Consider the following 14,389-nt stretch of genomic DNA (forward strand, 5'->3'; position numbering starts at 1 on the left):
AATGGCGCGGACGAGTAAAAGACCTTGCCCTGAACGCGCAGCCAGCGAAAGCACGCAGCGATTCGGCATTCGGGTTCGGGCAAGCTAGGCTCTTGTGCCGTCGGCTCCGGTCCTCGCCGGGCGCGAGGCTGCCTTCGCCCGAGCGCCGCGTGGGTTTGGCCGAAGACTCTGCGAATGAAGCTCACAGGCCTGTGGTGTCACGTCATCGGTCCCGGTCTTCGCCCGGTGCCCGGTCTCGTTCACCCAAACGCCGTGCGGGCTGACAAACGCGCCATAACAAAAGCCCATGGGCCTTTGCTATGAGAGCATGTTCGGCGAACCGGTGTTTGCCGGACATGCCCGGGTCCGCGCGCGGACCATCGGCGCGGAGGCTGCCCGTGACCCATCCCTTCTCCCTTTCCGGCGCCACGGCGCTGGTCACCGGCTCGGCGGCGGGCCTCGGCTTTGAGATCGCGCTCGCACTGGCGCGCGCCGGGGCGCACGTGCTGGTGAACGGGCGCGATGCCGGGCGCCTCGCGGCGGCCGTCACCGCCATCATCCGCCAGGGGGGCCATGCGGAGCCTCTGGTGCTCGACGTGTTCGACGAGGCCGCGGTGACGCGGGCGGTGGCCGGCCTCGGGCCGGTGAACATCCTCGTCAACAATGCCGGCGCCCGCGACCGGCGCGGCTTCCTCGACATGGCGCAGGAGGACTTCCGCCGCCTCGTGGAGCAGGACCTGATGGCGCCCGCCCACATCACGCGCGAGGTGGCGCGGGGCATGGCGGCGCGCGGCGCCGGGGGGCGTATCATCAATATCGCCTCCATCGCCGGGCCTCTGTCGCGGGCGGGGGATGCGGCCTACACCACCGCCAAGGGCGGCCTTGCGGCGCTCACGCGGGCCCTGGCGGCGGACCTCGGGCCCCACGGCATCACGGTGAACGCCATCGCGCCCGGCTACTTCCTCACCGCGCCCAATGCGGAGCTGGCGCGCGACCAGGCGGTGGGTGAATGGCTTTCGCGCCGCACGGCGCTCGGCCGCTGGGGAAAGCCGGAGGAGGTGGCGGGCGCCGCCGTGTTCCTGGCCTCGCCGGCGGCATCCTACGTGACCGGCCATGTGCTGGCCGTGGACGGCGGCTACCTCTCCCATTTCTGAGCGAGGGGGCGCCTGTCTCAGCGCACCCAGAAGCGCGGCAGCAGCAGCACCAGGGCGGTGATGATCTCGAGCCGCCCCAGCATCATCGCCAGGGTGAGCAGCCAGATCGCGCCCTCGGGCAGGCTCGCATAATTGCTGGAGGGGCCCACCACCGGGCCAAGGGCGGGCCCCACGTTGGCGAGGCACGCGATGGAGGCTGAGAAGGCGGTGGTGAGGTCGAGCCCCATCAGGTTGAGTGCGACGCCCACCACCATAAAGGTGAAAAGATAGAGGAAGACGAAGCCGAGCACGGAGGCCACCACGTCATCCGACACCGGCGCGCCGCCGTAGCGCAGGGGAAACACGCCGTTGCGGAAGGCGATGCGCTTGAAATGCTGGCGGATGGCCTTGGCGGTGATGGCGATGCGCATGGCCTTGAGCCCGCCGGCGGTGGAGCCGGTGCACCCGCCCAGGAACATGAGCACGAAGAATAGGGCGTTGGAGAGCGGGCCCCAGTGGGTGTAGTCCACCGCCATGAAGCCGGTGGAGGAGATGAGGGAGGCAACGGTGAAGAGGGCGCCGCGGAACGCGGTCTCGCCGGTGGCAATGCCCTGGAATGTCTGCTGCAGGAACGAGGCGGCCGTGAACAGGGCAACGACCATGAAGAACACCCGCACCTCGGGATTGGTGAAGAGGCGCCCCACATCCCCGCCGAGCGCCCGCACATAGAGCGGGAAGGGCAGGGAGGCCAGCAGCATGAACACGATGGCCACGTAGTCCACCACCGGGTTCTTGAACACCATCAGCGAGTAATCGGAATTGGCGAAGCCGCCGCTCGAAAGGGTGGACATGCCGAGGGTGACCGAATCGAACAGGTTGAGCCCGGCGGCCCGGTAGCACACCACGCATACGGCGGTGAGCAGCACGTAGGCCACGATCAGCCCCTTGGCGATGGCGCCGGCGCGCGGGAGGAACTTCTCGGACTTGTCGGATGATTCCGTACGGAACAGCTGCATGCCGCCGATGGAGAGCACCGGCAGCACCGCGATGGCGATGCCGATGATGCCGATGCCGCCGAACCAGTGCAGCAGCGCCCGCCACAGGAGAGTGCCGCGCGACTGGGCATCGAGCCCGGACATGACGCTGGCGCCGGTGGTGGTGAGGCCGCTCATGGCCTCGAACATGGCCTTGGTGAAGGAGAGCTGCGCGGTACCCCACATCAGCGGCAGCGCCGCGAACAGGGTCAGCACCACCCACACGCTGGTGGTGAGCAGGAAGGCCTGGCGCAGGTCCAGCTTCTGCACCCCGGAGGCGCGCCCCGAGGTCCACAGCAGCACGCCCACGAAGATGGTGATGGCGGAGGCCCCGAGGAAGGCGGTCTGCCCGCCGGAGCCATAGGCCAGGTCCACCGCCGCCGGCAGCAGCATGCTGGCGCCGAGGATGGCGAGCAGGATGCCGAGGGTCGCCGCCACCGGGCGCAGATTGAGAACGGAGAGGGCCTGAGCCTCCACCGTCGGAATACGCGCCGCGTGCATGAGCCCCCCGTCTTCCGCCCGGTTCGCCGGTGTTCAGTTCAGGACGCGCCGGGCGTCGGGCACGTCCAGCGAGAAGGCGGGAACCTCGATGGAGAAGGTCTCGCCGTTCTCGGTCTGCATGTCGTAGCTGCCGCGCATGATGCCGGTGGCGGTGCCGAGCGGCACCCCGCTGGTATATTCGAAGCGGCCGCCGGGAGGGAGCAGCGGCTCCTCACCCACCACGCCGGCGCCGTGGACCTCCTCCACCTGGCCATGGGCATCGGTGATGACCCAGTGGCGCGCCTTCAATTGAACGGTCTCGGAACCGAGATTGGCGACCTCGATGGTGTAGGCCCAGAAATAGCGATTGTGCTCCGGCTCCGATCGCTCGGCCACATAGCGCGGTGTCGCGGTGACCTGGATCTGCCGTGTGACGGTGCGGTACATTCCCGCTTCGCTCCCCTCAAGGCGGGGGCACGCCCCCGCAGCCAAAAATGGATTCGCGATCTGCCTCGCGGACATAAGAACCGGCGCAGCATATCGCGCGCGGGCGCCGTGTGCACCTTCATTGACCCGAGCCTTCTTTCGCGCCGGACGTCTTCGCGCTCGTCGCGATGGGCGGAAGGCGCGCCGAACCCGCGTTTCAGGCGGACGCTCGAGAAGCGTGCATTCGCCGCGTCCGTTCGCGGTGCGCCGCTCGCGGGGGACACCAGCCGTCGCCGCCCCATCGAAGCCACAGCGGTCGGGCTCCCGCAGCGCCTGTTCGCCGGGGGGAATCACCGGCGGGGTGGAGACCAGCTCCCTCGTGCTCCCCTGGAGAGCCGCCCGGGCTGCCTGGCATTGGGTCTCGCGGAAGTCGAAGGAGGCAGTATGCGGCTGGCTTCGCAAGGTGTTCTCGGCAGGGGCGGGAGAACACCTCAAATCGCATACCCCGATCAATACCCCGCTGGAATGACGTAAAGCACGATTAATCCTTAGAATAAAATGTCCGTAGACTTGACGGGAGGCCTTTTCCGAATGCCGAAAATATGCGAGAGGAGCGGTGGTCAGGTGCGGTGTTTAATTTTGAATCGCTAAACCTGACGTTGCGTTCGGTTCGTGGAGGCACGGGGAAGCCGATATCTGTTTCACGTCACCAGTGTCGTACGCCACGCTGGCTTCATTTCCTTGAGTCTCTGCTTCAGATCGAAGGAATACGAGGCATGCGTACCTCGCTTGTTTGCGCGGATGGGAGCGGGTTCAGCGACATCGGCCGGATTTTCGAGCCAACCATCGACTTGTTCCGCCGGCTCGGCTGCTTTCCTGCCGGATATCGCGCCAGGCTCACGTTCGGTGCCAATACGTGCTTGATGGTGCGATGGGCAGGGTCCCTTTCCCGAGCGTGGGGGCTGCTCGGGCGACGACGGCCGACGGGGCCCTAAGTCCTGCCGACCTCGGAGTGATCGCGGGCTGAGATGGCCAGGATCTTCCCTTTGATTCCCTGCCTATAGATTTACCTTCAGTAAGGATGAGCGGCGGGGGGTATGTCGCGGTAGTGTTGCGCCGGGAAATCGGTTGCCCGAATGTTGATCTCATTTTGTGGTGCAGCGCTTCCGGGGGTAAAACAATTTAAATGCGTTCTGCATGGTGGAGCTGGGTAAATAGTTGTATAAATATTACATGATTTTCTGATTTTTGTATTTTTGTGCTGAATAAATGTCATTATTCCATCATGTATGGTGTGTAGTTTCATTTTATAATAAAAATTACTGTAATTCCGTATCGTGTTTAGCCGTTTGGCTTTTGAGTCTAAGCTGACGTGTGAGGAGCTGATGATGACGCAGATGAGGGTGGAAAGCGATAGCCTCGGCAATGTCGAGGTCCCGTCGGACAAGCTGTGGGGCGCGCAGACGCAGCGCTCGCTGGAGCATTTCAGCATCGGCCAGGATCTCATTCCCCGCGAAATGATCGGCGCCTATGCCATCCTGAAGAAGGGCGCAGCCATCGCCAACCACAAGGGGGGGCGTCTTCAGGACCAGCAGTTCAACCTTATCGTCAAGGTCTGCGACGAGATTCTCGCCGGCCAGCACCAGGACATGTTCCCGCTTCATGTCTGGATGACCGGCAGCGGCACCCAGTTCAACATGAACGTCAACGAGGTCATCTCGAACCGTTGCTGCCAGCTTGCGGGCACGCCGCTTGGAAGCAAGACGCCCGTGCATCCGAACGACCACGTCAACATGGCGCAGTCGTCCAATGACTCCTTCCCGTCCGCCATGTACATCGCGGCGGCCATCTCCGTGACGAAGAATCTGGTTCCGTCGGTGACCGCGCTGCGCGACGCGATCGCGGCGAAGGCCGACCAGTGGAAGGATATCGTCAAGATCGGCCGGACCCACATGCAGGACGCCACGCCGCTCACGCTGGGCCAGGAGTGGTCCGGCTATGCGGGCATGCTGACCGACGATCTCGACAATGTGGGCAGTGCCCTGAAGGGCGTCTATCGCCTCGCGCTCGGCGGCACGGCAGTCGGCACCGGCCTGAATTCGGCTCCGGGCTTCGCCGAGGCGGCGGCGGCTGAAATCGCCACCTTGGCCGGCTTGCCGTTCGTCACCGCCCCCAACAAGTTCACCGTCCAGGGCGCGCACAATGCTCTGGTCAATCTTTCCGGCGCGCTCAAGACCCTCGCCGTGTCGCTCTACAAGATCGCCAACGATATCCGGCTGATGTCGTGCGGGCCGCGCGCCGGCTTTGCCGAGCTGTCCATTCCGGCCAACGAGCCGGGGTCTTCGATCATGCCGGGGAAGGTGAACCCCACGCAGTGCGAAGCCATGGCGATGGTCGCGGTCCAGGTCATGGCGAACGATCTGGCGGTCAGCTTCGGCGGCGCGAGCGGCTATCTTGAGATGAATGTCTACAAGCCGCTGATCATCTATAACATCACGCACTCCATCACGCTGATGAGCGACAGCTGCACCAACTTCCGCAAGTTCCTCGTGGAAGGCACGCAGCCGAACGAAGCCAAGATCAGCGAATATGTGGAGCGCTCCCTGATGCTGGTGACGGCGTTGTCGCCGGTGATCGGCTATGACAAGGCCTCGAAGATCGCGCATTACGCCCTGGACAACGATCTCACGCTGAAGGCGGCCGCGTTGAAGCTGGGCTTCGTTACGGAAGCCGAGTTCGACAAGGTTGTCGATCCGAAGAAGATGGTCTCGCCCTACGTGGCTTGAGATAGCCTCATGACGAAGACCCGTGGGCTTGCTCACGGGTCTTCGTTCGAGTCTGCGCGGCGCTTGAGTGAAACCCGCCTGGCGCCGCTTGAAGACCCAGGCCGATGGGATAGACGGAGATCAGCCGGCATGGCGACGGAAAACGAAGATGACCGCGGCTATGGCCGCTACGCGCTCGCGGCACAGGTCGGGCCGCGTTTTTCCTCGGACTGGAAGAGCCCTGAGCACCGGGCACGCCGTCTGGTTTCCGAATTCATCGGAACATTCGGCCTCACCTTCGTTCTCTCGGGCGGAGCGGCGATCCTCGCCGGCCAGGGCGGCGCGGATCTCGCGCCCTACCAGTTCGCCTTCATTCTCTCGACGGTTTCCGCCCTGTGGCTCGTGGCGGCGGTGTTCTGCCTGGGAGACATCTCCGCCCATTTCAATCCGGCGATGACGCTTGCATTCACGCTGCGCGGCGACATGACCTGGCTCATGGCGCTGGCTTATTTCGCGGTGCAGTTCCTCGGCGCGTCGGCCGGATCTCTTACGGCCGCGGGGCTGTTCGGTTACGGCGGCCACCTTGCCGCGACGATGCCGCAGCCGGGACAATACTGGCAGGCGGTGGTGCTGGAAGCGATCCTCACGTTCGGGATGGTGCTGGTGGTCCTCAGCATGGCGGACGGCCCCAAGCTCGTCGGCAGCTTCGTCCCGGCCGCGGTCGGCGCCTATGTGATGGCGGCCGGCACCATGGGCGGGCCCTATGACGGCGCGGCCTTCAATCCGGCGCGCGCCTTCGGGCCGGACCTCGCGCGCGGCGACCTCTCCACCTACTGGATATATCCCTTGGGGTCACTGATCGGCGTGCTCGTGGCCGTCGCAACGGCCCGTTTCCTCCGCGGGCCCGCAAAGGCGCAGGAGGCGCAGGCTGCCATGGGCGCCCCCCTCGACAAGGGCGCATGACAGGACCGGTGGCGGCGCCTTAGGCTTTCCGCGCGTGCCGGCGATGGCGTGGGGCGCCGGGCGCGAGGATGCTGATACCGGCCACCGTTCTCATGGCTTATACGTACGCAGGACGGCGCTCACATCGGATGCCTTTGATGCGAGCGCATTTCGGCATGACCACCGAGCCGGGCGAAAGGCCCGGCTGCGGCCCCGCTGGCGCGTGATGGATCAGGAGGATGACGATGATCAGATGCGTTCGAATGTGGACCGGCCCGGATGGCAATTCCGAGTTTGAGGAAGGTTTCGTGGCGCTCAGCGAGGGCGAGCGCGGCGACTTCATCGGCAAGGCGGCTGCGGCCAAGGCCATCTCCTTCCGGGAGACCGCCGCGGGCGGATCCTTCGAATGGCATCAGGACCCGGAGCCCCGGTATGTGATCACGCTCTCCGGCACGCTGGAGTTCGAGACCAAGTCGGGCGCGACCTTCACCATACGTCCCGGCGACATCCTCCTGGCGCAGGACAATTCGGGGTCCGGGCACAAGTGGCGGCTGGTGGGCACCGAGCCCTGGCGCCGCGCCTATGTGGTCTATGAGGCCGGGACGGATCTCGGTTTCGTGCGTTCCGAACCCAACACCTGAGCGGGAGAAGACCGTCGTGTCTCAGCCATCGATCGAAAATCCCGATGTTCTCCTGATCGGCGCGGGGATCATGAGCGCCACCCTCGGCACCGTCCTCAAGGAGCTGGAGCCTTCGCTGTCCATCGCCATGTACGAGCGGCTGAAGGACTGCGGCCAGGAAAGCTCCAATTCCTGGAACAACGCCGGCACGGGCCATGCCGCCAATTGCGAGATGAACTACACGCCCCAGCGGCCGGACGGCTCGGTGGATATTTCGGAGGCCCTGGAGGTCAACACGGAATTCGACATCTCGCGCCAGCTCTGGAGCTATCTGGTGCGCAAGGGTGCGATTCCCGATCCGCGCGCCTTCATCCATCCCTGCCCGCACATGAGCTTCGTGTGGGGGGAGGAGAATGTCGCCTTCCTGCGCGCCCGCTTCAACGAAATGTCAGCCCACCATTGCTACCATGGCATGGAATTCACCGATGATCCGGCCAAGATCGCGGAATGGGCGCCCCTGATCATGGAAGGGCGTGAGCCGGGCCAGAAGGTTGCCGCAACCCGCATCATCACCGGCACCGACGTGGACTACGGCGCGCTCACCCATCTCCTCGTCGCCCATCTTGCGGCGCAGCCCGGCGTCGGCGTTACCTACAACCACCAGGTCGTCGGCCTGGAGCAGGAGCAGGGTGGCCGCTGGAACGTGACCGTGGAGGATCTCGCCGACAAGTCGCGCCACAGCGTATCGGCGAAATTCGTCTTCATCGGCGCGGGTGGCGATGCGCTCGACTTGCTGCAGAGCTCGAAAATCCGAGAGGGCCGTGGCTATGGCGGATTCCCGGTCAGCGGAATCTGGCTGCGGTGCGATGTGGATGAGGTGAGCCAGCGGCACCATGCCAAGGTGTACGGCAAGGCTTCGAGCGGCTCTCCGCCCATGTCCGTCCCCCATCTCGACACGCGCATCATCGGGGGCAAGAAGTCGCTGCTGTTCGGGCCCTATGCGGGCTTTTCCACCAAGTTCCTCAAGCACGGCTCGTTGCTGGATCTGTTTGAATCCATCACCTTCGAGAACATCCTGCCCCTGCTGGATGTCGCGAAGAACAATGTCAGCCTGACCGAATATCTCATCGGGCAGGTCCTTCAGAGCTCGTCCCATCAGTTCGGCATTCTGAAGCAGTTCTTCCCGGAGGCGTCTCGCGGAGACTGGCGGGAGGCGGTGGCCGGCCAGCGCGTGCAGATCATCAAGCCGGCCAACGAATTCGGCGGCACCCTCAAGTTCGGCACGGAGCTCGTTCCGTCCGACGACAAGTCCCTGGTCGCCCTTCTCGGGGCGTCTCCCGGCGCGTCCACCGCCGCTTTCATCGCCATGGAGGTGCTGCAGCTCTGCTTTGCGGATCGCCTCACCGATGAGGCGTGGCTGCCGGCGCTCAAGCGCGTCATTCCCACCTATGGGATCGATCTGAAGCGCGATGCTGAAGCCTGCGCCCGGACGCGCGCCGACACGGCCCAGGCGCTGCAGGTCGACAACATCTGACGGATGCCTCTCCTGGCCCGCCGGTGTCACCGGCGGGCCAGGAGAGCGCGGCCAAGGCGGCGCCCGGGCGCGGTTCGGATCCCCTCAGAACGAGGGGCATGCGACATGCGCGCGGCGGTTCGGCGGGAGCCGGGTCGACTTTTGGTGTTGGGTGGCCGCTTGAATGGCACATCGAAGCGTGCCGTAACACCAAGCCCCCACGGCTCCACCAGCGACGTGCGCAAAGCCCGTCTGCCCTCCGCAGCATCTGGTAACCTTTGCAGAAATCCGCCCGCGTCCGCCGACGGATACTCCCCAAATTCTTCCCAGAAACACAAAAGCCCCGCAGCGGGCGGGGCTAAGGTCTCAAGAAGAATGGCGCTCCCAAGGGGACTCGAACCCCTGTTTTCGCCGTGAGAGGGCGACGTCCTAGACCGCTAGACGATGGGAGCGTTGCGGGAAGGCTGTCTCTATAGCTGTGATCCCGGGGTGGGGCAAGCGGCTTTCTTGTCGGGGGGAAGTTCTCCACAGGCTGGCTTCAGGCCACCGGCGGGCGATGGCCGAAGATGGCGCTGCCGACGCGCACATGGGTGGCGCCTTGGCGGATGGCGGCGGGGAAATCGCCGCTCATGCCCATGGAGAGGCCCTTCAGGCCGTTGCGCGCCGCGATCTCGGCGAGGAGGGCGAAGTGCGGGTCGGGCACCGCATCCGCCGGGGGAATGCACATGAGCCCGGCGAGGGTGAGGCCGTGCACCTCCCGGCATTCGGCGATGAAGGCGTCCGCCGCCTCAGGGAGCACGCCCGCCTTCTGCGGCTCGGCGCCGGTGTTCACCTGCACGAACAACTCCAGCGCCTTGCCCGTGCGGGCCTGCTCGGCGGCGATCGCGGCCGCGATCTTGGGCCGGTCCACGGTGTGGATGGCGTCGAACAGCGCCACCGCCTCGCGCGCCTTGTTGGACTGCAGCGGGCCGATGAGGTGCAGGCGGGCATCGGGGAACGCCGCCCGGAGCGCCGGCCACTTGGCCTCCGCCTCCTGCACGCGGTTTTCGCCGAACACGCGCTGACCCGCCTCCAGCACCGGCCGCACGGCTTCCGCCGGGAAGGTCTTGGAGACCGCGACCAGGGTCACGTCGTGCGCGTTCCGGTCGAACTCGCGGCAGGCCTTGGCGATGGCGGCGCGCACTTCGGAAAGGTGCTGGGTGGCCTCGGTCATTCGGGGGTCTCCGTGGCGTCGAGCCGGCGCACGGCGCGCAGCGGCAGGCCCGTGCCGGCGATGCGGGCGAGGGCGGGCCACAGCGGCTCGCGCGCCACCATCATGTGGAAGGCATTGGCGTGGAGCAGCAGTTCGGGCGTCTCGGCGATGGCGACGTGGCCGGGCCAGAACAGGAGGTCGCCGCGCTTCAGCGGGGCCTCGATGGCGACGGCGCGGCCGAGCGCCTTCTCCTGCATGTCGCTGTCACGCGGGGTGGGGATGCCGCAGGCGGAAAGGGCGGTCTCGACGAGGCCGGAGCAGTCGAGGCCCAAGGCCGAGCGCCCGCCCCACAGATAGGGCACGCCGAGGAAGCGGGCGGCCACCTCCACGAAGTCGGCCTCGCGGGTGTCGAGCGCCGCGAGGTGGCGGGTGAAGACGAAGCCGTCGCGGGTGGCGCTGAAGGCGCCCTTCTCCTCCCGCACGGCCACCGTACTGCCGAAGCAGAGCGCGGCGCGCGGGGGGGATTTGATGTCGGGCGCCGGGAACAGGAAGGTGCGCGGCACCGCCACCTTGCGGGTGGGCGCGGCGGCGGGCGGGCGCAGGGCATCGGTGGGCAGGTAGCCCACATAGCCGTCCCGCGCGAGCTGGACGAAGGCCCAGCCTTCGCCATCGTCCGCATAGACGGTGACGCGCTCGCCATAGAGCGCCTCGGTGTCGAGCGGGGCGTCGCCCGCGGGACGGCGGCGCACCGGCGCTACCGGCTCCGCGACCTCACGCGCCTCGCCCTCCACGTAGCGCGGCGCCTCGACGACGCCCTTCAGATGGGCGGCGGCGACGTCCTCGCGGGCGGGGGTGAGGCGCGGGTCCAGGCCTTCGGGAAGCATCATGGCCTCAGCCGTAGCGGGCGGCGAGCAGGGCGTCGAGGGCGCGGATGGTCTGCGCCTCCCCGCCTTCGGGCCGGCCGGGCCGGGCGGAGGGGTTCCAGGCGAACAGGTCGAGGTGCAGCCACGTTTTGGCGGCGCTCACGAACTTGTCGAGGAACAGCGCCGCCGTGATGGCGCCGGCGAAGGGGCCGGAGGAGACGTTGTTGGTGTCCGCCGTCTTGGAATCCAGCATGGCGGCGTAGGGCCGCCACAGGGGCAGGCGCCAGAGCGGGTCGGCCTCGGCGGAGGCGGCGGTTGCCAGCTCGGCGGCGAAGGCGTCGTCGAGGGTGAAGGCGGCGGGCAATTGCGGGCCCAGGGCCACGCGGGCGGCGCCGGTGAGGGTGGCGAAATCGATGAGCACGTCGGGTGCTTCCTCATCCGCCAGGGCGAGGGCATCGGCCAGCACCAGGCGGCCTTCGGCATCGGTGTTGCCGATCTCCACCGAGAGGCCCTTGCGGCTGGGGAAGATGTCGCCGGGGCGGAAGGCGGAGTCGGAAACCGAATTCTCCACCGCCGGGATGAGCACTTTCAGCCGCACCTTCGCGCCGCGCGCCAGCAGCATGTGGGCGAGGCCGAGGGCGTTGGCCGCCCCGCCCATGTCCTTCTTCATGAGCAGCATGGCGGAGGAGGGCTTCAGGTCGAGGCCGCCGGTGTCGAAGCACACGCCCTTGCCCACCAGCGTCACCTTGGGCGCATCGGGGTCGCCGGCGGTGATCTCGATGAGGCGAGGGGCACGGGCGGCGGCGCGGCCCACGGCATGGATGAGGGGGAAGTTCTCCGCCAGCAGCGCCTCGCCCACGATGGAGCGGAACTGTGCCCCGTGGCGGGCCGCCAGCGCGCGGGCGGCATCCTCCAGCTCGGCCGGGCCGAGGTCGTTGGCGGGGGTGTTCACCAGGTCGCGGGTGAGGGTGATAGCCTCCACCAGGCGGGTGATGTCCGGCGCGTCGACACCCTCCGGCACCACGAGGCGGGCCACGCGGGCGGGCGCCTTGCGATAGCGCGAGAAGCGGTAGCCGCCGAGCGCGAAGGCGAGCGCGGCCAGCCTGGCATCGCCCACCTCGCCCTCTAGGCGCCAGACGCCGGGGGGCAGCAGCGCGGGCAGCGCGCCGCAGGCGAAGGGATCGGCGCGGTCGGCGCTCGCCATGCCGAACAGCAGGCCGGCGACGAGCCCGGTGGCGCCGGGCACGGGCAGCGCCTTGCCGGCCTCGGCCTTGAAGCCGGCGGACGCGGCGAAGGCGCGCACGGCGGCGGGCAGGGGGCTGGCATCGGCGGCGGGGTCGAGGTCGGCGGCGCGCACGCACCACACCGGCAGGCTCTGTTCGGAAGCGGGGGCGAAGCAATCGAGCATGGTGAACTCCTCCCGCAAGGAGGTAGCACGCCCGCGCGCCATCCTAGAAGCGCGATCCGCGCGGGGCGGCCGGCGCGTGGGGGAGGGTCATGGCAAAGGCGCGCGCGCTTTTCTCATGGGCCTTCGGCGAGCTGGCTCAGCGCGGGTCGCAAGCCGGGCCGATGGTTTCAGGTCAGCAGCATGAGGCTGGAATAGGGATGCAGCAGCAGGCCGGCGCCGGCGAGGGCGACGCCGTAGGGCAGGGTTTCGCCGGTGCGGGCCATGAGTGCCAGCGGGCGCGGCAGCGGCGCGGCGCGGCTCCTGGCGCGCGCCGTCAGGGTCGCGGCCAGGGTGAGGAGGGCACCGATGAGGCCGCAGGCGACCATGAAGGCCGGCACCTGCGCCGGATCGAGCCACAGCACCAGCGCGCCCGCGAGCTTGGCATCGCCGGCGCCGATGACATCCTGGGCGAACAGGGCGAATCCGGCGGCCGTGACCGCCCCCGCCAGCATGAGGCGCAGCACGAGGTCCGCGAGCGGGGAGACGAGCGCCACCACGGCGAAGGCGGCGAGAAGGGCGGCCACCAGCAGGTTGGGAATGACCCGGCGGGCGAGATCGGTGCCGATGGCGGCGCACAGCAGCGCCGGGTAGAGCCCGAGCAGCAGCATATCCAAGAGGTGCATCCGGTCCATGGCCTGTTTCCTCCGCCATTTCCTTTTCCGGCCGCGTTGCTTCCGGCCGTTCGCGCCCGGCGCTGCCCCAGGGGGCGGGCGCCGGGTCTCTCTCAGTTGCCGGCCGCGGCGGCAGTGGCCTTGAGGCGCGAGAAGGTGGTGGCGATCTGCGCCAGCACCGTCACGATGGCGATGGACAGCCCGGCCGCGATGAGGCCGTATTCCAGGGCCGTGGAGCCGTGCTCCTCATGGATGAAGCGGGACAGCAAGAGCTTCATGTAACGCTTTCCGGTGCGGTCCCGGGTCGAGGCGATCCCGGTTGCGGTCTGGCGCGGCGGGTGGGCCGCATGGACAGAGGCTAGGCCCTCCGCTCTTGCGGGGAGGTAAAGGGGCGCTACCAAGATACCGCCCGCGCCGACCGGCTGGCGGAACGGTTAATGCTCTCTCGCCGGCCCGCGGGCGCGGCGTCAGATCCGCACCTCCTCCGCCAGGAAGTCCACGAAGGCGCGGATGCGGGCGGAAAGCGGGCCCGCGCCGCCCACGTAGACGGCGTGCACATCGATGGCGTCGCCGGGGTTGAGATGCTCCAGCACCGGCACCAGCCGGCCGGCGGCCACATCGGCCCGCACCTGGAACTCGGCGAGCCGGGCGAGGCCGAGCCCGGCGAGCGCCAGGGCGTGCATGGCCTCCCCGTCGCTCACCTGGGCGTTGCCGCGCGGGGGAACGGAGACGATGCCGCCCGCGCCGTCGCGGAACGGCCAGCCCGCCACGATGCGCGTGAAGGTGAAGCCCAGCATGTTGTGGCGGGCGAGCTCCTCCGGCGCCTGCGGCACGCCGGCGCGGGCGAGATAGGCGGGCGAGGCCACCACCATCGCGCCGCTCTTGGCGATCTTGCGGGCGACGAGGCGCGAATCGCGCATGGGGCCAACCCGGATGGCGACGTCCGCGCGCTCCTCCAGCAGGTCCACCACCCGGTCGGTCACCGTCACCTCGATGCTCATCTGCGGGTGGGTGGCGAGAAAGCGCGGCACCAGCGGCAGGAGATGCGCCATGGCAAAATGCACGGAGGAATTCACCCTGAGCCGCCCGCGCGGGGCGGCGCCGGCGGCGGCCTCCTGCTCGGCGGCGGCGATCTCGTCGAGGATGCGCGCCGCGCGCTCGTAGAAGGCGGCGCCTTCCGGCGTGAGCTGGAGCCGGCGGGTGGTGCGCACCAGGAGCCGCACGCCCAGGCGCCGCTCCAGCCGCGCCACGAGCTTGCTCACCGCCGAGGGGGTGAGGCCCGAGGCGCGGGCGGCGGCGGAAAAGCCGCCCCGCTCCACCACGCGGGTGAAGACCTCCATCTCCGTGAAGCGATTGGCGTCGCGGGCGGGCTCGGGCGTCATCT

Annotated in this window: 13 protein-coding genes and 1 tRNA gene; 5 read left to right on the forward strand and 9 right to left on the reverse strand. The window is 67.8% G+C overall.

Annotation, left to right across the window (positions count from 1 at the left end; genetic code table 11):
• Positions 1-377 precede the first annotated feature (377 nt).
• Positions 378-1,133, forward strand: a complete 756-nt coding sequence (locus tag V5F61_RS06175; protein ID WP_393987919.1) for an SDR family oxidoreductase — start codon at positions 378-380, stop codon at positions 1,131-1,133.
• Between the two features lie 17 nt (positions 1,134-1,150).
• Here the strand turns inward: V5F61_RS06175 and V5F61_RS06180 are convergent, their stop codons facing one another.
• Positions 1,151-2,647: a TrkH family potassium uptake protein gene (locus V5F61_RS06180; RefSeq protein WP_393987918.1), complete on the reverse strand. Its 1,497-nt coding sequence runs from the start codon at positions 2,645-2,647 to the stop codon at positions 1,151-1,153.
• A 33-nt stretch (positions 2,648-2,680) separates the two neighbouring features.
• A complete protein-coding gene (gene apaG / locus V5F61_RS06185) occupies positions 2,681-3,073 on the reverse strand; it encodes a Co2+/Mg2+ efflux protein ApaG (protein WP_393987917.1) in 393 nt (130 codons plus the stop codon).
• A gap of 1,367 nt (positions 3,074-4,440) precedes the next feature.
• Between apaG and fumC the strand changes: the two genes are divergently transcribed.
• The 4 genes from fumC to mqo all read left to right on the forward strand — a co-directional run bounded on the left by fumC (position 4,441) and on the right by mqo (position 8,913).
• Positions 4,441-5,838: a class II fumarate hydratase gene (fumC, locus tag V5F61_RS06190; RefSeq protein ID WP_393987967.1), complete on the forward strand. Its 1,398-nt coding sequence runs from the start codon at positions 4,441-4,443 to the stop codon at positions 5,836-5,838.
• A gap of 9 nt (positions 5,839-5,847) precedes the next feature.
• Positions 5,848-6,780 (forward strand): MIP/aquaporin family protein, encoded by a 933-nt coding sequence (locus V5F61_RS06195; protein ID WP_394104017.1) that lies wholly within the window; start codon positions 5,848-5,850, stop codon positions 6,778-6,780.
• 218 nt (positions 6,781-6,998) lie between these two features.
• Entirely contained in the window at positions 6,999-7,400 is a 402-nt protein-coding gene (locus V5F61_RS06200; RefSeq protein ID WP_393987915.1) for a cupin domain-containing protein, read from the forward strand.
• A 70-nt stretch (positions 7,401-7,470) separates the two neighbouring features.
• A complete protein-coding gene (gene mqo / locus V5F61_RS06205) occupies positions 7,471-8,913 on the forward strand; it encodes a malate dehydrogenase (quinone) (RefSeq protein WP_393987966.1) in 1,443 nt (480 codons plus the stop codon).
• 355 nt (positions 8,914-9,268) lie between these two features.
• On the opposite strand, the gene V5F61_RS06210 is transcribed toward mqo, so the two are convergent.
• The 7 genes from V5F61_RS06210 to V5F61_RS06240 all read right to left on the reverse strand — a co-directional run bounded on the left by V5F61_RS06210 (position 9,269) and on the right by V5F61_RS06240 (position 14,387).
• Positions 9,269-9,344, reverse strand: a tRNA-Glu gene (locus V5F61_RS06210).
• Between the two features lie 86 nt (positions 9,345-9,430).
• The gene (locus V5F61_RS06215; RefSeq protein WP_393987900.1) at positions 9,431-10,105 is read right to left on the reverse strand and encodes a YggS family pyridoxal phosphate-dependent enzyme; all 675 of its coding nucleotides are present in this window, start codon (positions 10,103-10,105) and stop codon (positions 9,431-9,433) included.
• Complete coding sequence (locus V5F61_RS06220) at positions 10,102-10,968, reverse strand: C40 family peptidase (protein ID WP_393987964.1); 867 nt, start codon at positions 10,966-10,968, stop codon at positions 10,102-10,104. The genes V5F61_RS06215 and V5F61_RS06220 overlap by 4 nt, the downstream gene beginning before the upstream one ends.
• Before the next feature lie 7 nt (positions 10,969-10,975).
• The gene (locus tag V5F61_RS06225) at positions 10,976-12,355 is read right to left on the reverse strand and encodes a leucyl aminopeptidase family protein (protein ID WP_393987899.1); all 1,380 of its coding nucleotides are present in this window, start codon (positions 12,353-12,355) and stop codon (positions 10,976-10,978) included.
• Between the two features lie 167 nt (positions 12,356-12,522).
• The gene (locus V5F61_RS06230) at positions 12,523-13,026 is read right to left on the reverse strand and encodes an A24 family peptidase (RefSeq protein ID WP_393987898.1); all 504 of its coding nucleotides are present in this window, start codon (positions 13,024-13,026) and stop codon (positions 12,523-12,525) included.
• A gap of 92 nt (positions 13,027-13,118) precedes the next feature.
• On the reverse strand, positions 13,119-13,283 hold the full coding sequence (locus V5F61_RS06235) for a Flp family type IVb pilin (protein ID WP_393987897.1): 165 nt from the start codon (positions 13,281-13,283) through the stop codon (positions 13,119-13,121).
• Between the two features lie 189 nt (positions 13,284-13,472).
• Positions 13,473-14,387, reverse strand: coding sequence for a LysR family transcriptional regulator (locus V5F61_RS06240; protein WP_393987896.1), 915 nt, complete (start codon positions 14,385-14,387; stop codon positions 13,473-13,475).
• Positions 14,388-14,389 lie beyond the last annotated feature (2 nt).

Origin of the sequence: Xanthobacter sediminis (assembly GCF_043195015.1) — a bacterium.
In the GTDB taxonomy this organism is placed as follows: domain Bacteria; phylum Pseudomonadota; class Alphaproteobacteria; order Rhizobiales; family Xanthobacteraceae; genus Xanthobacter.